The organism is Rhodococcus sp. IEGM 1307 (assembly GCF_030056915.1).
Lineage (GTDB): Bacteria > Actinomycetota > Actinomycetes > Mycobacteriales > Mycobacteriaceae > Rhodococcus_F > Rhodococcus_F opacus_D.
Genome location: NZ_JASHKW010000002.1, coordinates 479178 through 500996, shown reverse-complemented (window position 1 = coordinate 500996; position 21819 = coordinate 479178). Strand labels below are relative to the sequence as shown.

Below are 21819 nucleotides of genomic sequence, written 5' to 3'. Positions count from 1 at the left end.
GCGCCTTTCTGGTTGCGGGAGCTACCAAAAAGGCGCACGGGCGGCGGAGCCGCCTACCTGGCTGCTGCGATGCGGGCCTCGGCGACGGCGTCGGCTGCGGCGCCGGCGAGGATGCCGTCCCGCTTCGCGACGTCGAGGATCTGGACGACGGTGGCGAAGATCTTCTCGACCTGCGCGCGGACGTCGTCGGCGGACGTGCCGAGCCGCTCGCCGGCGACCTGGATGAGTCCGCCGCCGTTGGCGACGTAGTCGGGAACCCAGGTGATGCCGCGTTCGCCGAGGTCGTGCTCGACCGCGGGGTGGGCGAGCTGGTTGTTCGCGGCCCCGCAGATCACCTGGGCGGTGATCGCGGCGACGGACTCGTCGGTGAGCGTGGCACCCATCGCGCAGGGTGCGTAGACGTCGAGTTCCTGCCCGATGACGCTCGACGCGATCTTGACGTCGGGGAAGTCCCGGGCCACGCGGTCGAGTGCGGCGGCGTTGACGTCGGTGGCGACCACCGACGCGCCGTCGGCGAGCAGCAGCTTGATCAGCTGGTAGCCGACCTTGCCGGTGCCCTCGACGCCGACGGTGCGGCCGGCGAGGCTTGCAGTGCCCCACGTGGCCTGGGCGGCGGCGCGCATGCCCTGGAACACGCCGAGGGCGGTCATCGGGGCGCTGTCGCCGGACCCGCCGGCGGCCGTGTTGCGTCCGACGACGTAGTCGGTGGCGCGGCCCATCACGTCGAGGTCGTCGGAGTTGGTGCCCACGTCGCCGGCGGTGATGTACCGGCCGCCGAGCGTCTGGACGAACCGGGCGTACGCCTCGAGCAGCGCCTCCGACTTTCCGGTGGCGGGGTCGCCGATGATGACGGCCTTACCGCCGCCGAGGTCGACTCCGGCGATCGCCGACTTGTAGGTCATGCCCCGCGACAGACGCAGGACGTCCTTGAGTGCGGCGGCCTCGTCGGCGTACGGGTAGAAGCGGGTTCCGCCGAGCGCCGGTCCGAGGGTGGTGTCGTGGATCGCGACGATCGCCTTGAGTCCGGTGGCGGGGTCCTGGAAGAACGTCACCTGCTCGTGGGCGGTGTCGGTGGGGAAATCGGTGCGCTCGAACACTCCAGCGTTTTCGGGCAGTGCGGTGTCGTGACGTTCCGCGGTGAGAGTCATGTCTTCTCAGGACCTTTCCGGAGTGGTGGCAATCGTGATGGTGGAGGTGTCGACGCCGAGTTCGGCGAGACGCTGGAGGTAGACGGTGACGTTGCGCAGCTTCACGTCCTCGTAGCCCCGGACGAGGTCGGGGGTCGCGGCGATCAGCGTTGCGGTGTCGTAGGTGTCGGCGGAGAGGTCGGCGACGAGGCGGGCCACCGTGGTCTCGTAGTGTGCGAGCAGCTGACGCTCGAGGCGACGGACCTTGGCGTAGCCGAACGGGTCGAACGCGGTGCCGCGGAGGAACTTCGCCTTGGCGAGGGTCTTGAGCGCGACGTGTGAGCGGGGGCCGAATCCGATCTTGGTCTTGCGGCCCATGGCCTTGAGGACGGGCGGGTGCAGCTTGTAGGTGAGCTTGCCCGCGCCGGGGACCTCGCCGGCGGCGGCGTCGAGGAACGCCTGGTCGGTGAGCATCCGGGCCACTTCGTATTCGTCCTTGTAGGCGGTGAGCTTGTGCAGGCCGGCGGCGACGGCCTCGCTGAACTCGGTCCGGCTGCCCAGTTCGCGCTCGGCGTCCCATGCCTGCTGCACCAGGGCGATGTAGCGGGCGGCGACGCGGTCGCCCTGGAAGGCGACGAGGTTCGCGGCGCGGCGTTCGGTGAGTTCGAGCGTCGTGCCGTCCAGGGTGGATCCGGCGAACAGGTGCGTCGGGACGACGGTGTCGCTGCGCTGGGGCACGGCGGCCGAGCTGGTGGCGGCGAGGAAGGCTTCCCGGTCGGCGACGGCGACGCGTCCCCAGTGGAATGCGGCCTTGTTGGACTCGACGGCGACGCCGTTGATCTCGAGGGCTTCCTCGATGAAGCGGGCGGGGACGGGCAGTCCGCCGGCCTGGTAGGCCGCGCCGACCAGCAGGAAGTTGGCGGCGGCCGTGCTGCCGAACAGTGCGGTGGCGGCGGCGAGCCCGTCGATCGCGGTCAGTTCGCGGGCCGAGACGTCGAGACGCTCGAGCAGCTTGTCCTCGTCCGGGTAGCGGACGGCGGGGTCGTAGACCATGTCGCCGGTCGGGGTCTGGCTGGTCGACGCGACGGTGATGGTCCGCTCGGAGCTGCCGAAGCCGGCGTACTTGGCGTCGGCCGCCGTCAGCAGGTCGAATGCGAGGACGCAGTCGGCGGTCGCGGGGCTGATTCGGTTGGACGCCGCCGAGCTTCCCGACCGTGTCTTCTGATCACTGAGCCGCAGGTGCGAGGTGACGGGTCCGGCCTTCTGACTGAGTCCGGTCTGGTCGAGTCCCTCGACGTGCAGCCCGGCGCGCAGTGCGGCCATGCCGAGCACCTGGTTGACGGTGACGATGCCGGTACCACCGACACCGGCCATGAACAGGTTGTGCGTTCCGGTCCACACGGCGGGGTCGGGGTCGCCGACCTCCGGCGGAACCGGGATCTCGCGCAACGTCTTCGGTGCGCCTTCCTCGGGCAGCTCGACCGTCACGAACGACGGGCAGTCGCCCTCGAGGCAGGAGTAGTCGGTGTTGCAGCTGGTCTGGTCGATCTTGGTCTTGCGGCCGAATTCGGTGTCGACGGGCTGCACGGACAGGCAGTTGGACTTGACGCCGCAGTCGCCGCAGCCCTCGCAGACGGCCTCGTTGATGACGACGCGGGTGCGGCGGGCGGGCAGCTTGCCGCGCTTGCGCTTACGGCGGGCCTCGGCGGCGCACTGCTGATCGAAGATCAGCACGGTGACACCCTCGACGTCGCGCAGGACGCGCTGCGCCTCGTCGAGCCGGGTCCGGTCCCACAGCAGTGTGTTGGCGGCGAAGTGGGCACCCTTGTGCCGCTTGGGGTCCTCGGCGCACACGATGATCTGCTTGACGCCCTCGGACGCCAGCTTGTGGGTAAGCTGCGGCACGGTCAGCCCGGCCTCGGCGTCCTGGGCGCCGGTCATCGCGACGGCGGAGTTGTAGAGCACCTTGTACGTGATGTTGACGCCGGCGGCGACGCACGCCTGCACGGCGAGCTGGCCGGAGTGGAAGTAGGTGCCGTCGCCGACGTTCTGGAACATGTGCTTGACGTCGCTGAACGGGGCCTGCCCGATCCACTGCGCGCCCTCGCCGCCCATCTGGGTGAGCATCGTGACGGCGCTGTCGGTGCGGCCGGACATCGTGACCAGGGTGTGGCAGCCGATGCCGCCGCCCGCGATCGATCCCTCGGGCACCGCGGTGGAGCGGTTGTGCGGGCAGCCGGAGCAGAAGTACGGGGTGCGCGACGTCGGGAGGACGGTCAGCTCGAGGCGCGGCGGCGGGGCCGGCGTCAGCGCGACCCGGTCCTTGAGGACGCGGCGCAGCGGTCCGGTGAGACGGGCGGCGGTCAGTTCACCGTCGACGGGGATCAGGTTCTTGCCCTGCGCGTTCTTCTTCCCCAGCACTGCCGGTGCGCTGGCGCCGCCGTAGAGGATGTCCTTGAGCTGCGACTCGACGAACGGCATCTTCTCCTCGACGACGAGGACCTGCTCGACGCCGTCGGCGAGTTCGCGAACCTTGTCGGCGCCCAGCGGGTAGGGCATGCCGACGCGGAGGATGCGGATGCCGGCGTCCTCGAGCTGGGAGTCGCCGAGCCCGAGGTCGAGCAGGGCCTGGCGCAGCGAGTCGTAGGCGGTGCCGACGGCGGCGATGCCCAGCCACGCGCTGCGCGGGTTCACCTCGATCTTGTCGATCTCGTTGGCGGCGTTGAACGCCTCGACCATCGCCCAGCGCGGCCCGTACAGGTCGGCCTCGGCGTAGACGCTGTCGGGCGGGGACGCGAGCACGCGCTGCCGGTACGACCACGGCTTGCCGTTCCACTCGATCTCGGGGAGCACGATGTCGAGGTCGGCGAAGTTGCGGTCGAGGGTCCAGAGTCCGTCGGCCACGTCGGCGACGATCTTCATGCCCGACCAGCAGCCGGAGATCCGCGACAGCGCCACACCGTAGAGGCCGAATGTGATGACCTCCTCGGCGTTCCGCGGGAAGAACACGGGCATGCCCATCGCGGCCATGGACCGCTCACTGGCGCAGGGGATGGTGGAGGACTTGGCGTTGGGGTCGTCGCCGACGAGGACGAGGACGCCGCCGCGGGCGTTCGCGCCGTACATGGCGGCGTGCCGGATGGAGTCGCTGGCGCGGTCGAGGCCGGGACCCTTGCCGTACCAGACGCCGACGACGCCGTCGTGGGTGCGCTCGCCCTGCGGGAGGTCGACCTGGCTGCCCCAGACGGAGGTCGCGGCGAGTTCCTCGTTCATGCCGGGCACGAACTTCACGTCGTGGTCGGTGCTCAACGTGGGGATGGCGGCGATGGTGCGGTCGAGTCCGGCGAGGGGGCTGCCCTGGTAGCCGGAGACGAACGTCGCGACGTTCAGTCCCGCGCGGCGGTCGCGTTCGTGCTGCTCCACCAGCTGGCGGGCGATGGCCTGCACACCGGTCATCAACACCGGGCCCGAGTCGGCCCGGTATCGGTCGGCGAGATCAAAGGATGCTGCACTGGTGCGAGCGTCGTCTAACTGAGTCATCTGCGATTCCCGATCCGTCGCGTTGAGCATTTCGTGAGCTTGATCCTGTATCTGGTCTAAGATTTGGTCAACGCAAATCGGATCAACTGATCAGTTCACGCAACAGGTGACGGTCGTCACTTCCCGGAGGTACCCAAAGTGCTCAGCATCGACAAGCTCGACGTGCAGTTGCTCGGACTGCTCGGCCAGGACTCACGCATGAGCGTGGCCGAACTCGCCAACTCGCTGGGCGTTGCCCGCAACACCGTCCAGTCCCGGATGAAGCGCATGGAGACCAGCGGACTGCTCACCGGCTTCCGCCCCAACCTCGACCTCGCCGAGGTCGGGATTCCCATCCAGGCGTTCGTCGGGCTCGAACTCGAACAGGGCAAGCTCACCGCCGTCGGCAATCGCCTCGTCGACCTGCCGGAGGTCATCGAGATCCACGCGACCACCGGCCGCGAAGATCTGCTGGTGCGGGTGGCCACGTCCACGCACGCGGAGCTGCAGAAGTTGCTGGAGAAGATCGCGAACCTGCCCGGCATCACGCATTCGACCACCACTATCGCGCTGACCAGCCCGCTGCCGTACCGGATTCAGCCCCTGCTCGAGCACCTCACCGACGACTCCGGGTGGGGCCGGTCCACGGCACTGCCCCGTTCACAGCGCTAGCTCCGGTGCAGTAGTTTCAGACCATGAGTGAGAGTCAGGGACGAATCGCGTTCATCCAGGCCACGTGGCACCGCAACATCGTCGACCGCGCGCGCGAGGGCTTCACCGACGAGGTGAACACGCTGGGGTATTCGAAGGACGAGCTGGACTTCTTCGAGGTGCCGGGCGCGTTCGAGATCCCGCTGCACGCACGCCGCCTCGCCCTCACCGGGCGTTACGACGCCGTCGTCGCGGCCGCGCTCGTCGTGGACGGTGGCATCTACCGGCACGAGTTCGTCGCGACCGCGGTGATCGACGGCCTCATGCGCGTGCAACTCGACACGGACGTGCCGGTGTTCTCGGTTGTGCTGACGCCGCACCACTTCCACGAGCACGACGAGCACCTCAACTACTTCCACGACCACTTCGTGAAGAAGGGCGCCGAGGCCGCTCGTGCCTGCGTCGCCACCGTCACGTCGCTGAAGTCGCTGCCGACCGCGAACTGAGATTCGCCCACTCCGAACCGCAACGAGAAACCACCGTCAGTACGTACTGACGGTGGTTTCCTCGCATTGGAGGCTTGCTGCCGCTACACGGCGACGAAATGCGACAGAATCGCCTGCACCTCATAGATGTCCACGGACTTCGAGAACTGCTTTTGCAGCGGCACCGGATTGCCGGAGATCCAGATCTTCAGTTCGGCGTCGAGATCGAAGTTTCCGGCGGTCTCTACCGCGAAATGCGTGATCGATTTGTAGAGCACGCTGTGGTATTCGATCTTCTTGCCGGTGAATCCCTGCTTGTCGACGAGAATGAGTCGTCGGTTGGTAAACAGGAAAGCATCGCGTACCAGCAGATACGCAGCGTGGATCTGCTCACCGTTTCCGAGGAGTCGCGAGTACTCCGCGTGCGCAGCCGCCGGGTCGATCTTTCCCGCATTACCCATGAGGCCGTTCATCAAGCCCATTTTCATCTCCGCGATTCCACTCGAATGTCGACAGTCACGCTGGCTGTCGTCGGGACGGGCGAGATCGTTACGGGGCCGAACTATCGGTCCTTCGCGTGCCGGTGCTGGACGTAGAGGAGCCAGAACACGGGCGCGCCGACGACGGCGAGGATCGTCGCGAACACCCGCAGCCCGACGTTCCCTTCGCCGAAGGGGGCGATCATGAGGACAATCGTGCAGACGACGGCGCCGAGGAGTCGCCAGTGGGCGCCGAGGAAGCCTGCGACCATCGCCCATGCGTTGCGGGCGACGATGCGCGCCGGCGATTCGGGCTCCGGTGGGGGCGGCGGGGACGGGGCCACCGCAACCGTCGAGTTACGCGCGGCGGCCACCAGTTTCGGGGCGTGGACACCGACCGGCGGGGTTTCGCCGTCGGGCTCGCACCGGAACAGGGCGATGCCCACCGTGTCCGCGTAGTCGACGGCCTCGTCCGTGTATCCGGGGCCGGAGAAGTACAGGAGCTTCCGGGCGTGGCTGGTTCCGCGGGTGCCGTAGAGGTTCGCGAGGTCCGACTTGCCTGCACTGCCGCCACGCCACTTCACCTGCGCGTACGCGCGTGACGAGTAGACGTCGATGCCGCCGTCCGCGCCTCCGAGTAGCGCTGTGGCGTCGCCGTAACCGAGCTTCTGCATCTGCTCGGCGGCGTTGATTTCGGCTTCAGCCGCCGTGCGTATGCGTGCCATGCCTCACTCCCCCAGATCGAACCAGTCTTTCCCCTCGAAGGTACCCGCAGATCCGGTCAAACCAGCTATCGGCCGGTGAACGTCACACCGGCGCCATCGAATTGCAACACACTGCAACTCTTCCCGCCCCCGGCCGCGCGCCCGTACCGTTCCCCGAATCAGCACGTTCACAACGTAGTGAGGGCGGATTCATGAGGGCAGCACGCTTCCACGGCCGACGCGACATCCGGATCGACGACATCCCGGAGCCGGAATTGCGGCCGGGCGCGGTGAAACTCCGGGTCGCGTGGTGCGGAATCTGCGGCACCGACCTCCACGAGTACCTGGAGGGCCCGATCTTCATCTCCCCGCCGGGGCATCCCCATCCGCTGTCGCACGAGAATGCTCCGGTGACGATGGGCCACGAGTTCTCCGGGACGGTCGAGGAGGTCGGTGAGGGCGTCACCGATGTCGCCGTGGGTGACAACGTGGTGGTGGAGCCGTACTTCGTGTGCAACGAGTGCGCGTCCTGCAAGGCAGGCAATTACCACCTGTGTACGAAGATGGGTTTCATCGGATTGGCCGGTGGCGGGGGCGGACTCAGCGAGAAGGTGGTGGTCGACCGCCGGTGGGTGCACAAGATCGGCGACATCCCGCTCGACGAGGCGGCCCTGATCGAACCGCTCAGCGTCGCGCACCATGCGGTCGTCCGCAGCGGGGCCAAGGCCGGCGACGTCGCGCTGGTCGGCGGCGCGGGGCCGATCGGACTCCTGGTGGCCGCGGTCCTGAAGGGTCTGGGTGTCACCACGATCGTCACGGAACTCAGCGACGCCCGGAAGCAGAAGGCGCTGTCCAGTGGGGTCGCGCATCACGTGATCGACCCGTCGTCGGAGGACGTGAAGACCCGGGTGCTCGAGCTGACCGACGGTGTCGGCGCCGACCTCGGGTTCGAGTGCGCCGGGGTCAACGCCGTCCTCGACACCATCCTCGACGCCGTCCGGCCCGCAGCCGTGGTGGTGAACGTGTCGATCTGGGGAAAGCCCGCGACGGTCGACATGCAGAAGCTCGTCCTCAAGGAGATCGACCTGCGCGGCACCATCGCCTACGTCCGAGATCACGAGGCGGTGATCGAGCTGGTGCGCAGCGGCGTGATCGACCTGGCCCCGTTCATCACCGGCCGGATCGAACTCGACAACCTGGTCTCCGAGGGCCTCACGACGTTGATCGAGCACAACGACACGGCGGTGAAGATCCTGGTCCGGGCGTGACCGTCAGTCGGGTTCGTCCGTCGACGGCGTCACCGCCCTGGCCTTGAGCGCCAGCCACAGCTCCATGCGGTCGTCGGCCTGGTCGAGGTTCCGCCCGGTCAGCGCCGCGATCTTGTCGATCCGGTTCCGGACGGTGTTGCGGTGCACGGAGAGGGCGGCCGCCGCGGGGTCCCAGGCCCCGTTGGCTCGCAGCCATTCCTCGAGCGTTCGCTGGAGTTCGACGCGTTCGCGCGGCTCGAGCTGATCGAGGGGTGCGAGGACGGCGGTCGAGAAGCCGCTGAGCACGTCGGCCGAGCCGAGTCGCAGCAGCAACTGCACGGTCTCCCCTTCCTTGGCGTCGACGGCGCGGCCCAGTCGGGCGCTGACGGCGACGAGGGATCGCGCCTGCATCGCCGACACGGCCAGCGCGTCCACCGGAACCAGCGCGCCGATCCCGATGGCGCATCCCTCTGCCACGCCCGACAGCAGGTCCGCCAGCCCGGCGACCTCGGGGTGCGCGATCTCGATGTCCGAATTGCGCTGTCTCAGGACGGAATCCGGAAGGACCGAACCGATCCGGACGGTCAGGTCGGCCACAGCCTCGGGAGTGGAGCGCACGACGGCGATCTGCAGGGGGTCCCGGGACAGCCCGATGCCGGCCGCGATCTGATGTGCGCGCTCCCGCCGGAGTCCGGGTCTGAGCAACTGCGCCAGCGCCGCCGCCCGCCGCTGCCGCTCCGGTTCGCCGGCCACGTGACGCCGTTCGAGTTCGAGCGACAACAGCGAGACGAGAACATTGGACGCGTGCCGCAGCGCGCTGTCCGCCGACCGCTCGAGCACGACGAACGCGAGCGGGTTGTCGATGCGAACGGGGTGCAGTTCGAGTTCCCGCCGACCGGCACCGCCGAACGCCGTCCAGCCCTTCGCCCGGGTGGTGTAGCGACCCACCTGGTCTTGGGCGTCCTGCAGGAACGCCGCGTCGACGCCGTCGGAGAGTTGGACCACCCCGCCGGACGCGTCCAGCACTGCGCAGAGGGAGCCGCTGACGGACCGCCACTTGTCGAGCAGTCCGCTCAGGGGCGACGGTCCGGCCGCGACCGCGGTGAGCTGGTAGCTGAGTTCGATGGCGTCCTCGAGCGCACGTTTCTCCTCCTCGGCGATCCGGGAGAAGATCCATTTGGTGATGGCGATGAACGGCACCGAGTCGGGGGCGATGAGCAGCGGGACGCCGAATTCGCGCGCCGCCGCAACGAGCGGCGCCGGTGGCGCCTGGTAGGGCAGCCCGTGCCCCAGACCGAGGCACAGTGCGGCGACCCCGCCCGCGACGCAGTCCCGCACGTAGTCGCGGCACCCGGATTCGGTGGTGGGAAGCATCAGGCCGACGGTCATCAGCAACTCGCCGCCCTGGAGCCAGTCCCGCGGACGCGTCAGTTCGGACACGTGCGCTGCGGTGATGGGGTTGTCGACTCCCGCCATCCCGCTCATCGACGTGAGCCGCAGCGTGGGAGCCGACAGGACGTCCTGGACGGTGATCACCCGGCGACCCCTTGTACGAATTGCCCAACCGTAATAGACGAACTGTACATCTCGCCTCTGGTGCCGGGGCGGCGCAGTGCGCAGAGTGGTGATCAGAGCCACAGCACCTCCAAGGAGTTTCAGTGTCAGATCACTCCGGCGACACCGCCGCGACCCTCGGTGGCACCATCGAGACCCGCTCGATCGACTACGTCCCCGAGGACGAACGTCACGGGAAGGTCCGCGACCAGGGCCCCTTCTGGTTCGTCGGAAACTTCCAGCCCTTCACGGTGGCCATCGGCTTCGTCGGCCCCGCCCTCGGCCTGTCGCTGGGCTGGACGGTCGTCGCGGGCATTCTCGGCATCTTCTTCGGAACGTTGTTCATGGCGTTCCACGCGTCGCAGGGACCGGTGCTCGGACTCCCGCAGATGGTGCAGTCCCGCGCGCAGTTCGGCTATCGCGGTGTCGTCCTCGCACTCATCGGGACGTTGTTCACGTACGTCGGGTTCAACGTCGTGGACGTCGTCATCATCAAGGCGGGCCTGCATAGCATCTTCGGGTGGAACGCGGCCGTCATCGCCGTCGTCATCACCGCGGTCGCCACGCTGCTCGCGATCTACGGTCACGATCTGCTGCACCTGTCGTTCCGTGTGCTGTTCTGGCTGTCGCTGCCGCTGTGGGCCATCCTCACGTGGGGCGTCGTGTTCGGGCACGCCGGCGGCGACGCGGGCGCGGCGACGGGCGGGTTCACCCTGCTGGCGTTCATCGCCCAGTTCAGTGTCGCGGCCTCCTACAACATCACCTACGCGCCGTACGTGTCGGACTACTCGCGGTACCTGCCGCGCAACACGCGGACGTCGGCCATCGTGTCGGCTGTGTTCCTCGGCGCCTCCGCGTCGCCGGTCTGGCTGATCCCGGTGGGTGCGTGGATGGCCACCCGGCTCGGAGCCACTGACGCGCTCGCCGGCATCCACGACGCCGGCAACTCGGTGGTGCCGTTCCTCGGCAGTGTGCTCGCCCTCGTCGCGACGCTCGTGCTGGTGGCGACCATGGGCCTGAACGCGTACAGCGGCATGCTCACCGTGATCACGGGCATCGACTCCTTCCGGAAGGTCACCCCGTCCCGCCGGATCCGGGTGGTGACCGTCCTCGCGCTGGCCGCGGTCTGGCTGGTGCTGAGCCTGCTGTTCACCGATTCGACGACCGTCCTGAACACGACGCTGCTGATCATGCTGTACCTCCTCGTGCCGTGGACCGCCGTCAATCTCACCGACTTCTTCTTCGTGCGCCGCGGGCATTACGCCATCACCGACCTGTTCACGCCGGACGGGCTGTACGGAATGTGGTCGTGGCGGGGCATGACGGCCTTCTTCGCCGGCATCGTCGCCTCCGTTCCGTTCATGGTGCTGCCGTTCTACGTCGGGCCGATCGCCGCGGCCCTCGGTGACGTCGACGTCGCGTTCGCGGTCGGACTCGCCGTGTCGGGGATCGTGTACTGGGTCCTGTCCCGGTCGCTGGACCTCGACACCGAGGAACGGTTCATCGAAGACAGCGAAGCCGCGCTGGCGGTCGAGGAGACCCCGGCTCATGGCTGACACGAAAACGGCTGACGTCCAGCACGCGATCGACGCGCTGATCCAGGCATTCGGCGAGCACGACACGACCGCCTACTTCGAGGCGTTCAGCCCGGACGCGACGTTCGTCTTCTACACCCACCCGGTGCCGCTGCCCAGTCGCGAGGCCTACCGCGACCTCTGGTCCGAGTGGGAGTCGGACGGGTTCCGTATCCTGGCGTGCCGTTCCCGCGAGCAGAACGTCACGTTTCCGGCCCCGGATGTCGCGGTGCTGACGCACCGGGTCGGCACCACCGTGCGGCATTCGACAGGAACGGTCGAGCTCGACGAACGGGAGACGATCCTGTTCCGGCAGCGTGAAGATTCAGGCTGGATCGCCGTCCACGAGCACTTGTCGCCCCAGTCGATCACAGCCTGATAGCTGACAGATAGCTGGCTCGACGTGGACCGCGTCACATCAGGACCCTGTCGAGTTGCGGACGCAGTCGCCCGACGGTGTACTGGTCAGTAAACCTGCCCGGCTCGGCCTATCGCGAAGGTGCACAGATGACGGACGAACGGCCCGGCAAGAATCAGACCCCACCGGACAAGGCGACGCGACCGACACCGAAGGAGGCGACCCCGGACGTCTCCAAGACCGATCTCGCGGCCGTCGTCGACGCGCTCACCGCGACGAACGAGAAGAATTTCGACTTCTGACCTCGCTCCTCAGGCCCGTTCCCGGTGCGGCACGAACTCGAACGTCAGGCACGCGAACGCCACGGGCAGCAGGTAACGGAAACGCAGGAGGACGTAGCGCCGGTTCCCCGTGGAATGGAACTTGCCGAGGTAGCGGTACAGCGACTCGAGCGAGATCAGCACGTCGCCGAGGTGCAGGACACGGCGGAAGAGCCGGGCCCCCGCGCCGGGTGCGTCGGGGTCGAGGAGTTCGGGGAACGCCGCGAACGACAGCGAGACGTATCGCGCACCGGTGTGCCCGGCGTACCGGATGACGTCGACGGTCATGCGTTCGTCGGTGCCGTTCGGCGCGCCGTCGGCTCGCCACGGAACGTCGAGGCTCAGTTCGCGGGCGGAATCGGCGGTGCCGTAACGCTGGAAGGCGACGGCGCGCCCAGTGCAGTCGCGGGCGATGACGAGCAGAACACCGGGGAGTGCGCCGTCCAGCAGGTGGTCGAGGATCATCGAGAACCCGCGGCGCTGATGTCCGGCGCGGGCGTTCTCGACGATGTCCGTCAACTCCCGGCGCGTCGGTTCGTCGAGCGCGGCTTCCGGGACGATCTCGGTGGTGAGCCCGGCGTTGTGGGTGCGCTGCACGGCCTGCCGGAGGTTGCGGAACTTCCTGCCGTGCAGGGTGAAGTGTCCGACGTCGATCACCACGTCACGGCCGATCGGGACCGCCGACAACGGCTTTCGGGTGTCGCCGCCGATCTCCCACAGCCGGGCGACGCGCTCCCCCGCTCCGAGCACGGCGACGCGCCAACCGCGTTCGGCCGCGAACTCGGAGAACTCGTCGAGGAGGGCGCCGAATTCGAGCGCGTTGCCGATGGGATCGCCGGAGACGACCGCTATTCCGGATCGCGCCCGGTAGGCGATCGCCACGGTGCCCGACGCGCTGAAGTAGTACGACTTCGCCGAATTGAGGGCGAACGGCGACAGCGGATCGTCCGTGGTCTGCTGGATCAGCGAGAAGACGCGGGCACGGTCCTCGGGCTGCGGAACACTGCGCACCGGCAGCATCAGGACGGGTCCGGTGGCCACGAGGAGGAGAAATCCCGGAGTCGAATGTGCGCTCGTGTACGCCACATCCGCGGCCGTAACGAACAGCACCGCCGCCACCGAATGTGTCATGGTGACGGGCCGCCGCAGATGCAGTCCCCGGGCCACCAGCAGGACGGCGATTCCGGCCGCCACCATCCACGTGCGAACGGGCCCCGACCGCCCGGCCATCCACATCAGCACGAGGCCGACCACGACGGTTGCGCCGACGAGCGCCATCCGCGCCGCGGGCGATTCGGGCCGGTACACCCGCAGCCCGGGCACGGTCATCGGTGTCGACTTCGAATTCTGCATCCGCACCCCTGCCCCAGGTGACGACTGTTCCGGTGCCTCCAATCTAGCGGCTCCGCCGCCCGTGAGTGGTTGACGAGTCCCTGCACTCGCTACGCACTCACGGGCGAAGCCTCGGCGGCGGTGCCCCGTGCGGCAGGGACGGCCCGACCGCCGTGAGTGAGCCTGCGGTGCGCCCCTTCCCCCAGCCGAGTTTCTCGCGGTAGCGGCCGATGTGGTCCTCGGGGATGTTCTGCCCGTCGACGAGCGGCGTGGACTGCGGGTCCACGTACAGCGCGTCGACCGGGCAGTACGCCTCGCACATAAAGCACGTCTGGCAGTCCGATTGCCGCGCGATCACGGGGATCCCGGTGTCGGTGCGGTCGAACACGTTGGTGGGGCACGCGTCGACGCACTTGTCGCAGCCGATGCACGCCTCGGCCAGCAGCACCTCGATCACGAGGCCACCCGCAACAGGCCGCTGTGTGCCGCACCGGTCGAGGTCCACACGTCGTCCAGCCCACCGGTGAGCACGTGGTGGTGCTGCGCGGGGTCGAGGTCCGGGTAGTCGGCGCGCTTGCTCATTCCGCGGGTTTCCGTCCGCGCGAGCGTCGAGTGGTACATCCACCGCCCCACCGCGGTGATCGCCGCGGCCTGACGGGCCCGGACACGTTCGTCGCCGGAGTCGCCGCCGAGGCCCAGCGACAACGCCGTCCACAACGACTCCAGCTCGTCGAGCGCACCCTGCACCCGCACACCGTCCCGCAGGTAGTTCTTCTCGTACGGGATGAGTTCCGCCTGCGCGGCCGCGACGACCGCGGACGCCTCCAGCCCCGACCGCCCCGTGGGCCGCAGCCCGGCCCGTCCGGCGGGACGCAGTTCGCCCGCCCGGACCCGACGTTCGGTTCGCGCGAACCGCGCGGCCCCCGTGCCCGCCCAGCTGCCGGACGACATCGCCCACGCCGAGTTGTGGCTGCCGCCGCCGGTGAAACCGCCACAGATGCGTTCGCGGGTGGCGGCGTCGCCCGCCGCGAACAGGCCGGGGACGGATGTGGCGCAGGTGTCGTCGACCACGTCGATGCCGCCGGTTCCGCGCACCGTCCCCTCGGCGAGCATGCTGACCTCGAAGCGGTCGGTGAACGGGTTGATGCCGCGACGGTCGAATTGCAGGAAGAAGTTGGGCTGGCCGAGCCGCATCTGGCGTTGCACGTCGTCGTCGGCGCGGTCGAGTTGGGCGAACACCGGCTCGGACAGCAGCGTTTTCGCGATCACCGAACGCCCCTTTGTGGAGCCGGCGCCCTCGAGGATGCGTCCGTCGGCGTGGAAGAACGTGGCGTAGCCGTAGTAGGCGGTCTTGGTGATGGTGGAGTTGGCGGGGACGATCGCGTACGCGTTGGAGAATTCCATGCCGGAGAACGTGGCGCCCACCTCGGCGGCCATCAGCGCGCCGTCGCCGGTGTCGACGTTCGTGCCCAGGGCGCGGGACAGGAACGCGCAGCCGCCGCTCGCGATCACGACGGCGCCCGCGGTGATCCGGTAGTCGCGGTCGTCGTGGCGCTGGTAACCTGCCGCGCCGCGCACCTGGCCGTCGGTGTCGACGAGCAGTTCGAGGGCCGGCGAGTGGTCGAGAATCCGGACGCCCGCCTTCTTGACCCACGCCCGCATCCGCCGCATGTATTCGGGCCCTTGGAGTCCGGTGCGGATCTGCCTGCCTGTGTCGGGGTCGACGGGGAACGGGTACCGGCCTTCCTCGGCGAGGAGATTCATGTTCGCGTACGTCTGGTCGAGGACGCGGTCCATCCAGTGGTGGTCGGCGAGATGGCCGCCGAGCGTTTCGCGGCTGGCCTTGGCCTTCGCCCGCGCGGACGGGTCGGGGTCGACGTACCAGACGCCGGTGCCCGAAGGCGCGGTGGCGCCGCTGGTTCCGCAGTACCCCTTGTCGACGAGGACGACGTCCGCCCCGGATTGCCGTGCGCGCAGCGCGGCCCACGTTCCGGCGGGGCCGCCGCCGATGACGAGGACGTCGGTGCTCAGGTCGAGAAGTTCGGTCATGAAGGGCGCTCCTGTCGAGGCGGAACAACTGCCCTTCAACGCTTCCGCACATCGGCCCGCGCCGCCATCGTCAGAATCAGCGTGAGCTGAACGCCCGTGCGCCTTTCTGGTTGTCCCAGCTACCAAAAAGGCGCACGGGCGCTACGCGCCTTTGCCGTAGTCGACGCTCAGCCAGTGCTCCGGCCGCATGCGGATGACGATTGCGCTGTCGTCGTACGCCTCCTCGACGAAACTGTCGACCTCCTCGGCGGTGAGGTAGCGGGTGGCGAGTTCGCGGACGACGTCGGCGGTGGGTGATTCGTCGAACTCCGCCGGACCTTCGACGCTGACGTACCGGTAGGGCGGCTTCTCGTCCTGGGCGACGAGGCTGAAGCGGCCGGCGGCGCGGATCAGCCGCTCTTTCAGCGACCCGCGACCGGTCCAGACGTACACCTCGCCGCCGGGTTCGTAGCCGTACCAGATGGGCACGGCGAGCGGTGCCCGCCCGTCGCGGTCGACGGCGATCACCCCCACGTGTACGTCGGCGAGGAACTTCTCGCGCTGTTCACTGGTCATCGACAACTGCGACATGTCAGTCTCCGCTCTGGTGTTCGGGTTTCGACGGTGGTGCGGGGTCGAGCAGCTGGGCGAGGTGTTGCGACGATCGGGTCGGGTCGAGTTGCCGTACCTGCATGTGGCAGCTGAACCCGTCGGTCAGCACTGTTGCTTCTTCGGGACTGTCGCGCAGTGCGGGGGCGAGTGCCTGTTCCGCCACCCGCATGCTGAGGTCGTAGTGGTCGGCCTCGAACCCGAAGTTTCCTGCCACGCCGCAGCATCCGGTGGCCTCGCGGACGCGTTCGACCCCGACCGCCTGCAGGGCCTTCCGCTGGCCGGCCGCGCCGAACACGGCGTATTCGTGGCAGTGGGTCTGCACGGTGACGTCGTCGGGCAGCGCCACGCTCGAGGTCCAGCCTGCCTGGGTCCGCTCGAGGACGGCGCCCGCGAAGCTCTGCACGCGGGCGGCGACGCGTCGTGCGGCGTCGGTGTGGACGAGTTCGGGCAGGTCCTTGCGGAACGCGGCGGCGCAGCTCGGTTCGAGGACGACGATGGGGCGGTCGGTGCCGTCGTCGAGGAGTTCCGCCGCCTTGGCGAGGGTCTTCTTCGCCTGCTTCAGCTGTCCGGTGGAGATCCAGGTGAGCCCGCAGCACACGTCGCTGCGGCACTGCGAGCTGAGGCCCGCCTCGGCGAGCACCCGCGACGCGGCGCCGACCACCTCGGGGCGAAACCCGCGGGTGAACGTGTCGGCGAGCACCACGACGTCCGCGGTGCCGTTCCGCGACGTCTCCCCGACCTCGCGGCGGATCTGCTTGCGGGACGCGAACTCCGGCATCGACCGGTGCGGGGTGAGACCACCCAGCTTGGCCGCGACCTTCGCCAGCCTGCCTGCGGTGAGCCGATTCACCACAGGGGCGGACCGTTCGGCGATCTTCAGCCACACCGGCAGCCAGCCGAGGGAGTAGTGCGACAGCGGACGCACCCGGCCGCGGTAGTGGTGGTCGAGGAATTCGGACTTGTACGTGGCCATGTCGACGCCCACCGGGCAGTCGGTGGAACAGGCCTTGCAGGACAGGCAGAGGTCGAGGGATTCCTTGACGTCCTCGGAGCGCCATCCATCGGCGACGGTCGGCGAATTGCGGACCATTTCCTGCAGGGCGCGGGCCCGGCCGCGGGTGGAGTCCTTCTCGTCGCCGGTCGCGCGGAAGCTGGGGCACATCACCCCGCCGGTCGAGGCGCGGCAACGGCCCACCCCGATGCACCCCTGGACGGCGTGGACGAACGGTGCGACGGGGACGTCGCTGGTGGGGGTGAGGTCGAAAGTCGTCTGCCACGCCCGCGGGTTCACGCCGTCGAGGGCCAGGCTGCCCAGCAGCGGTTCGGGGTCGACGATGCTGCCGGGGTTCAGCACGGCCGCCGGATCCCAGAGCCGCTTGAACGTCGCGAACGCCGCCATCATGGTGGGCGTGTACATGATCGGCAGCAGCGCCGACCGTGCGCGACCGTCGCCGTGCTCCCCCGACATCGATCCCCCGAACCGCACGCACAGTTCCGCGGCGCGGTGGATGAACCGCGACATCACGTCCCGGCCCTCTTCGGTGCGCTGGTCGAAGTTGATGCGGATGTGCATGCAGCCGGCGCCGAAGTGCCCGTACATCACACCGGTGAGACCGAATTCGGCGAGCAGGGCCTTGATGTCGACGAGGTAGTCGGCCAGCTGGTCGGGTGCGACGGCGGAATCCTCCCAGCCCGTCCATGATTCGCCGCCCTCGACGAGGCGGGCCGACAGTCCGGCGCCGTCCTCGCGTACCCGCCACAGCGACGCGCGTTCCGCCGGGTCCCCGACCACCCGCGAGTCGACGAGCCGTCCGGCCGCCCGCAGCTTCGAGACCAGTTCGGCCCCGCGCAGTTTCACCTCGGCGAGGTCCTCGCCGTCGAGGTCGACGTACAGCCAGGCCTCGCCGTCGGGCAGCCCGACCACGGAGTCGGCGCCGCGCAGGTGCCGCATGGTGTCGACGATCGCCGAGTCGATGCCTTCGATCGCGGCGGGCGAGTACGCGAGGATCAGCGCGTTGTCGCGGGCGGCGTCCACCAGGTCGCGGTATCCGAGGCACAGCAGCATGGCTGCGGGCGGCACCGGCACCAGCGCGACGGTCGCGGCCACGATCACCGCGCACGTCCCCTCGCTTCCCACCAGGGCGCGGGCCACGTCGAAGCCGTTCTCGGGCAACAGGTTCGCGAGGTGAAATCCGGACACCTGTCGCGGGATGCGGCCCAGCTCGAGCCGGAAGTCGCCGAGATGCTCCTGTGTCAGCTCGTCGAGTCCGGCGGCGATCCGTTCGGCCTCGCTCACTGCGGATGAGTCGTCCGGGTCGGTGGCCCGCAGCCCGTCGTGGGTGGCGGTCAGCCGGTGCCCGTTCGCCGTCACGAGGTCGAGTGCGACGACGTGATCGGACGTGCGGCCGTACCGCACGGAGTGGTTGCCGCAGGCGTCGTTGCCGATCGCGCCGCCGACGGTCGCGCGGGACTTGCTGGACGGGTCGGGCGCGAAGGTGAACGCGCCGTCCGTCGCCAGTTGCACGTCTTTCTGCAGGTCCGTGAGGACGATCCCGGATTCGACGACGGCCGTTCGGGCGGACGCGTCGACGGCCCGCACCTGATTCATGTGCCGGGAGAAGTCGAGCACCACTCCCCGGCCGATCGCGTTGCCTGCGAGTGACGTGCCGCCGCCGCGGCTGGTGATGGGGATGCCGCGGTCGGTGCAGGCCCGGACGATCGCCACCACGTCGCCGGCGCTGCGCGGAAACGCCACCGCCAGCGGCGGCACCCGGTAATTGGAGGCGTCGAAGGAGTATTCGGCGCGCCGCCGCGATCCGATGTCGAGGTCGATGCCCAACTCGGCGAGCTCGGCATGCAGGTCGGCCGCGGGACGTGTCAGCTCAGCCACGCGTCGATCTGTCCCGTCTCTTCGGAGTCAGCTACCGGAATTCTCGTCAGCGGGGCCATGGCTACATGGTCGAGCCGCTCCCGAAGATTGTCAACAATCCACTCGGTGAGCCGGGTACGGTTCGGAGGGGTGAGCGTCGTGCGAACGCCGTCACCCGCCCAGCGACTGTTGGCTGTGCGGGCCGGAGCCACGGCCTGGGTGCTCATCGCCCTGTATTTCCTCGCGGAGGTCGTGACCGCACGCGCCTGGCCGCGGCCGTACGAGGTGCGGACCAACTCGGTCAGCAACCTGGGTGTCACGGGCTGCGACGGCTCCGCTGCCCAGGTCGCGGCCGCGCGACTCTGTTCGCCTCTGCACACGGTGATCAACAGCGCCTTCGTGATGACCGGGGTGCTCATCGTCGCGGGAGCGGTGGGCCTTCGCGAGTTCCTGCCACCGGGACGCCTGCGCCGGGCCGCGTTGACGTTGCTCTGCCTGGCGGCTGTCAGCGCGGCTCTGACGGGCGTCGTTCCGATCAACGTGGACGCCCACCTGCACCAGCTGGTCGCGACCCCGACGTTCGTCGCGCGCAACGCCGCCATGATCGTCATCGCAATCGCGCTCTACGAGCGTTGGCGCATCTTCGCGCTCTGGACCGGTGTGTGCTGCCTCGTCGGTGTACTCGGGATGGCGGCGATCCTCCTCCCCGGCGAACCGTTCGGCATCACCGAACGCCTGGCCCTCTACCCGTTCACGGTGTGGGTCGTGACAGCCGGTGTCGCGGCGCTCCGCACCCGTGCGCCGTTCCGGTCGCCCTGACTACCAAAAAGGCGCACGGGGCGCCGAAGGCGCACCATGGAGTGATGTCCACAGCTCTCACGCATGCCGCCGCCACCCAGCAGTTCGCGGAGAACGGCCGCATCTCGATCGAACCCAATCACAAGCGCATCCGGGTGTTCTTCGGCGGTCAGGTGGTCGCCGACACCACCCGTTCGGTGTACCTGTTCGAGAAGGGGCACCTGCCCGTCTATTACATTCCCCGCGACGACGTGAACTTCGACCTCCTCGAGCCCGTCGACGCGACCACGACGTGCCCGTGGAAGGGCAAGGCCCGGTACTGGGATCTCGTCGTCGGCGATCGTCGCGCGGAACAATCCGTGTGGGGTTACGACGTGAAACTGGACGACTCCCTCGACCTCAGCCCGTACGTCGCGTTCTACTGGCACAGGATGGACGCCTGGTACGAGGAGGATCAGCAGGTGTTCGTCCATGCCCGCGACCCGTATGTCCGGGTCGACGTGCTGCCGTCGTCCCGGCACGTCGAGGTGTTCATCGGCGACACGCTCGTCGCCGACTCCGTCCGCCCGCGACTGCTGTTCGAGACGTCACTGCCGGTGCGCTACTACGTTCCCCGCATCGACGTGCGGTCCGAGTTCTTCACCGCCTCCGACACCAGGACGTCCTGCCCGTACAAGGGGACGGCGTCGTATCTATCGTTCACCGGGTCGGACGGCTCCGACCCCGTCGAGGATGCCGCCTGGTTCTACCCGTTCACCACCGCGGAGGCGTCGGGCATCGACGATCACGTGTCGTTCTACCCCGACCGCGTGCGGATCGTCGTGGACGGCACCGAGGTGGAACTGACGTCAGTCCCGAGGGGGCAGCGGGGGTAGTTCCAGATTGTCCCGGAACGTGTCGCCCACGTAGTCGTTGCCGACGATTCCGCGACTCCGTAGTTCGGGCAGCAGTCCGTTGACGACGAAGTCCCGGGTCCGTTCCTCGGCGAGCCCGCCGAGGGAGATGACGTCGAGGACACCGGCGTCGTAGCGTTCCTGGACGGCGTCGGCGAGTTGTTCGGGTGTTCCCGCGACCGCCCAGTGGCCGGTGTCCTTGGACGCGATGATCAGCTCGCGCAGGGTCCGCCCGGACGCGGCGAGCCGGCTGAAGATTTCGACCCGGCCGCGGCGGCGGTTCACCGACCGGACGTCGGGCAGGACGTCGGCCGGGATCGGTTTGTCGAGCAGCAGTCCGGACAGGTCGAGGTCGCCACCGAGCATGTCTTCCAGCCGTATCCGGCCGGCGTCGAGGTCCGTTGCCTCCTCCTGCTCCCGGACCAGTCGTCGCACTTCCTCCTCGGACGCGCCGTAGGTGGCGTGGAAGGAGCTCATGATCAGCGGCAGCCCGTCGGCGCGGCCCAGTTCGGTGGCCCGCGCCCGGATGCTCTTGGTGTAGGTGACGGCGTCCTCGAGGGTGGGCAGCGACGTGAACACGACCTCCGCGAAGCGGGCCCCGAGTTCGACGCCGGCCGCGGATTGGCCGGCCTGGAATTGCACGGGACGGCGCTGCGGCAGCGGCGGGATGTTCAACGGTCCCTTCACCGTGAAGTACCTGCCGGCGTGGTCGATCGGCCGCACCCGATCGGCGTCGAGTGTGGTCCCCCCGGCACCGTCGGACGTGAGCGCCCCGGGTTGCCAGCTGTCGAACAGCGCGTTGATGACCTCGAGGGATTCCGTGGCGCGGGCGTAACGCTCCTCGGGGCTCGGCAGGTCCCGGTCGCTGTAGTTCTCCTCACCCAGCGAGGACGTGACGGCGTTCCAGGCGGCGCGGCCGTTGCTGACGTGGTCGAGAGTGCCGAACAGCCGCGCGAGGTTGTAGGGGTGGTGGAATGTGGTGGTCACCGTCGCGATCAGCCCGACGTGCGAGGTCACAGCGCTGAGTGCCGACAGGAAGATCAGCGGTTCCTGCGCGCCGATCGCGCCCTGCGCCCCGAAACTGAGGAGGTCGGCGGCGAACAGCGCGTCGAACTTGTTCGCCTCGGCGATCTTCGCGATCTCGATCGACGACGCGACGGTCGACTGCTGCGGATCGATGGCGGCGGCATAGGTGCTCACGGCGCCGCTGACTCCCGTGACCGTTTTCAGCGGCCGGCGACGTGGGGTGCTCATCGTCGAAGCCTAGGA

Annotated in this window: 19 protein-coding genes; 8 read left to right on the top strand and 11 right to left on the bottom strand. The window is 68.7% G+C overall.

Annotated features, from left to right (window positions below; all coding sequences use genetic code 11):
- Positions 1–53: 53 nt before the first annotated feature.
- Together QM841_RS06085 and QM841_RS06080 are read right to left on the bottom strand one after the other, a co-directional pair.
- On the bottom strand, positions 54–1148 hold the full coding sequence (locus QM841_RS06085) for a Glu/Leu/Phe/Val family dehydrogenase (protein ID WP_283331287.1): 1095 nt from the start codon (positions 1146–1148) through the stop codon (positions 54–56).
- 6 nt (positions 1149–1154) lie between these two features.
- Positions 1155–4667: an indolepyruvate ferredoxin oxidoreductase family protein gene (locus QM841_RS06080; protein WP_349307390.1), complete on the bottom strand. Its 3513-nt coding sequence runs from the start codon at positions 4665–4667 to the stop codon at positions 1155–1157.
- 138 nt (positions 4668–4805) lie between these two features.
- Between QM841_RS06080 and QM841_RS06075 the strand changes: the two genes are divergently transcribed.
- Positions 4806–5318 carry an Lrp/AsnC family transcriptional regulator gene (locus tag QM841_RS06075; protein WP_009474314.1) on the top strand — a complete coding sequence of 171 codons (513 nt, stop codon included), beginning with the start codon at positions 4806–4808 and terminating at the stop codon, positions 5316–5318.
- Positions 5319–5341: 23 nt separating this feature from the next.
- Positions 5342–5803: a 6,7-dimethyl-8-ribityllumazine synthase gene (locus tag QM841_RS06070; RefSeq protein ID WP_005252720.1), complete on the top strand. Its 462-nt coding sequence runs from the start codon at positions 5342–5344 to the stop codon at positions 5801–5803.
- Positions 5804–5886: 83 nt separating this feature from the next.
- Here QM841_RS06070 and QM841_RS06065 read toward each other — a convergent pair whose 3' ends face one another.
- Positions 5887–6264, bottom strand: coding sequence for a PH domain-containing protein (locus tag QM841_RS06065; protein ID WP_073360680.1), 378 nt, complete (start codon positions 6262–6264; stop codon positions 5887–5889).
- A gap of 80 nt (positions 6265–6344) precedes the next feature.
- A complete protein-coding gene (locus QM841_RS06060; protein WP_283331285.1) occupies positions 6345–6986 on the bottom strand; it encodes a restriction endonuclease in 642 nt (213 codons plus the stop codon).
- 191 nt (positions 6987–7177) lie between these two features.
- Between QM841_RS06060 and QM841_RS06055 the strand changes: the two genes are divergently transcribed.
- The gene (locus QM841_RS06055; protein WP_283331284.1) at positions 7178–8233 is read left to right on the top strand and encodes a 2,3-butanediol dehydrogenase; all 1056 of its coding nucleotides are present in this window, start codon (positions 7178–7180) and stop codon (positions 8231–8233) included.
- Positions 8234–8236: 3 nt separating this feature from the next.
- On the opposite strand, the gene QM841_RS06050 is transcribed toward QM841_RS06055, so the two are convergent.
- Complete coding sequence (locus QM841_RS06050; protein WP_283331283.1) at positions 8237–9748, bottom strand: PucR family transcriptional regulator; 1512 nt, start codon at positions 9746–9748, stop codon at positions 8237–8239.
- 122 nt (positions 9749–9870) lie between these two features.
- Here QM841_RS06050 and QM841_RS06045 point away from each other — a divergent pair, with 122 nt between their 5' ends.
- The 3 genes from QM841_RS06045 (at position 9871) to QM841_RS06035 (ending at position 12000) form a co-directional block, all read left to right on the top strand.
- Positions 9871–11322, top strand: a complete 1452-nt coding sequence (locus QM841_RS06045) for a purine-cytosine permease family protein (RefSeq protein WP_280781977.1) — start codon at positions 9871–9873, stop codon at positions 11320–11322.
- Positions 11315–11719 (top strand): YybH family protein, encoded by a 405-nt coding sequence (locus QM841_RS06040; RefSeq protein ID WP_283331282.1) that lies wholly within the window; start codon positions 11315–11317, stop codon positions 11717–11719. Before QM841_RS06045 ends, QM841_RS06040 begins: the two co-directional genes overlap by 8 nt.
- A 128-nt stretch (positions 11720–11847) precedes the next feature.
- Positions 11848–12000: a hypothetical protein gene (locus tag QM841_RS06035; RefSeq protein ID WP_009474321.1), complete on the top strand. Its 153-nt coding sequence runs from the start codon at positions 11848–11850 to the stop codon at positions 11998–12000.
- Positions 12001–12009: 9 nt separating this feature from the next.
- Here the strand turns inward: QM841_RS06035 and QM841_RS06030 are convergent, their stop codons facing one another.
- The 5 genes from QM841_RS06030 to QM841_RS06010 form a co-directional block, all read right to left on the bottom strand.
- Positions 12010–13371, bottom strand: coding sequence for a bifunctional lysylphosphatidylglycerol flippase/synthetase MprF (locus QM841_RS06030; RefSeq protein ID WP_283331281.1), 1362 nt, complete (start codon positions 13369–13371; stop codon positions 12010–12012).
- A 97-nt stretch (positions 13372–13468) separates the two neighbouring features.
- Positions 13469–13807 carry a 4Fe-4S dicluster domain-containing protein gene (locus QM841_RS06025; protein ID WP_283331280.1) on the bottom strand — a complete coding sequence of 113 codons (339 nt, stop codon included), beginning with the start codon at positions 13805–13807 and terminating at the stop codon, positions 13469–13471.
- Entirely contained in the window at positions 13804–15399 is a 1596-nt protein-coding gene (locus tag QM841_RS06020; RefSeq protein ID WP_283331279.1) for an FAD-dependent oxidoreductase, read from the bottom strand. The genes QM841_RS06025 and QM841_RS06020 overlap by 4 nt, the downstream gene beginning before the upstream one ends.
- A 141-nt stretch (positions 15400–15540) precedes the next feature.
- A complete protein-coding gene (locus QM841_RS06015; protein WP_283331278.1) occupies positions 15541–15969 on the bottom strand; it encodes a pyridoxamine 5'-phosphate oxidase family protein in 429 nt (142 codons plus the stop codon).
- Position 15970: 1 nt separating this feature from the next.
- A complete protein-coding gene (locus tag QM841_RS06010) occupies positions 15971–18880 on the bottom strand; it encodes an FAD-binding and (Fe-S)-binding domain-containing protein (RefSeq protein WP_283331277.1) in 2910 nt (969 codons plus the stop codon).
- A 57-nt stretch (positions 18881–18937) separates the two neighbouring features.
- Here QM841_RS06010 and QM841_RS06005 point away from each other — a divergent pair, with 57 nt between their 5' ends.
- Together QM841_RS06005 and QM841_RS06000 are read left to right on the top strand one after the other, a co-directional pair.
- Entirely contained in the window at positions 18938–19678 is a 741-nt protein-coding gene (locus tag QM841_RS06005) for a DUF998 domain-containing protein (protein WP_283331276.1), read from the top strand.
- A 44-nt stretch (positions 19679–19722) separates the two neighbouring features.
- The gene (locus QM841_RS06000; RefSeq protein ID WP_283331275.1) at positions 19723–20532 is read left to right on the top strand and encodes a DUF427 domain-containing protein; all 810 of its coding nucleotides are present in this window, start codon (positions 19723–19725) and stop codon (positions 20530–20532) included.
- Here QM841_RS06000 and QM841_RS05995 read toward each other — a convergent pair.
- A complete protein-coding gene (locus tag QM841_RS05995; RefSeq protein ID WP_283331274.1) occupies positions 20506–21804 on the bottom strand; it encodes an NtaA/DmoA family FMN-dependent monooxygenase in 1299 nt (432 codons plus the stop codon). The two genes, QM841_RS06000 and QM841_RS05995, sit on opposite strands and share 27 nt — an antisense overlap.
- Positions 21805–21819 lie beyond the last annotated feature (15 nt).

Bases quoted from the DNA above. Each gene is read 5' to 3' on its own strand.
- QM841_RS06085 (WP_283331287.1), bottom strand. From the start codon at position 1,148: ATGACTCTCACCGCGGAACGTCACGACACCGCACTGCCCGAAAACGCT.
- QM841_RS06080 (WP_349307390.1), bottom strand. From the start codon at position 4,667: ATGACTCAGTTAGACGACGCTCGCACCAGTGCAGCATCCTTTGATCTC.
- QM841_RS06070 (WP_005252720.1), top strand. From the start codon at position 5,342: ATGAGTGAGAGTCAGGGACGAATCGCGTTCATCCAGGCCACGTGGCAC.
- QM841_RS06065 (WP_073360680.1), bottom strand. From the start codon at position 6,264: ATGGGCTTGATGAACGGCCTCATGGGTAATGCGGGAAAGATCGACCCG.
- QM841_RS06060 (WP_283331285.1), bottom strand. From the start codon at position 6,986: ATGGCACGCATACGCACGGCGGCTGAAGCCGAAATCAACGCCGCCGAG.
- QM841_RS06055 (WP_283331284.1), top strand. From the start codon at position 7,178: ATGAGGGCAGCACGCTTCCACGGCCGACGCGACATCCGGATCGACGAC.
- QM841_RS06040 (WP_283331282.1), top strand. From the start codon at position 11,315: ATGGCTGACACGAAAACGGCTGACGTCCAGCACGCGATCGACGCGCTG.
- QM841_RS06035 (WP_009474321.1), top strand. From the start codon at position 11,848: ATGACGGACGAACGGCCCGGCAAGAATCAGACCCCACCGGACAAGGCG.
- QM841_RS06030 (WP_283331281.1), bottom strand. From the start codon at position 13,371: ATGCAGAATTCGAAGTCGACACCGATGACCGTGCCCGGGCTGCGGGTG.
- QM841_RS06020 (WP_283331279.1), bottom strand. From the start codon at position 15,399: ATGACCGAACTTCTCGACCTGAGCACCGACGTCCTCGTCATCGGCGGC.
- QM841_RS06015 (WP_283331278.1), bottom strand. From the start codon at position 15,969: ATGTCGCAGTTGTCGATGACCAGTGAACAGCGCGAGAAGTTCCTCGCC.
- QM841_RS06005 (WP_283331276.1), top strand. From the start codon at position 18,938: ATGGCTACATGGTCGAGCCGCTCCCGAAGATTGTCAACAATCCACTCG.
- QM841_RS06000 (WP_283331275.1), top strand. From the start codon at position 19,723: ATGTCCACAGCTCTCACGCATGCCGCCGCCACCCAGCAGTTCGCGGAG.
- QM841_RS05995 (WP_283331274.1), bottom strand. From the start codon at position 21,804: ATGAGCACCCCACGTCGCCGGCCGCTGAAAACGGTCACGGGAGTCAGC.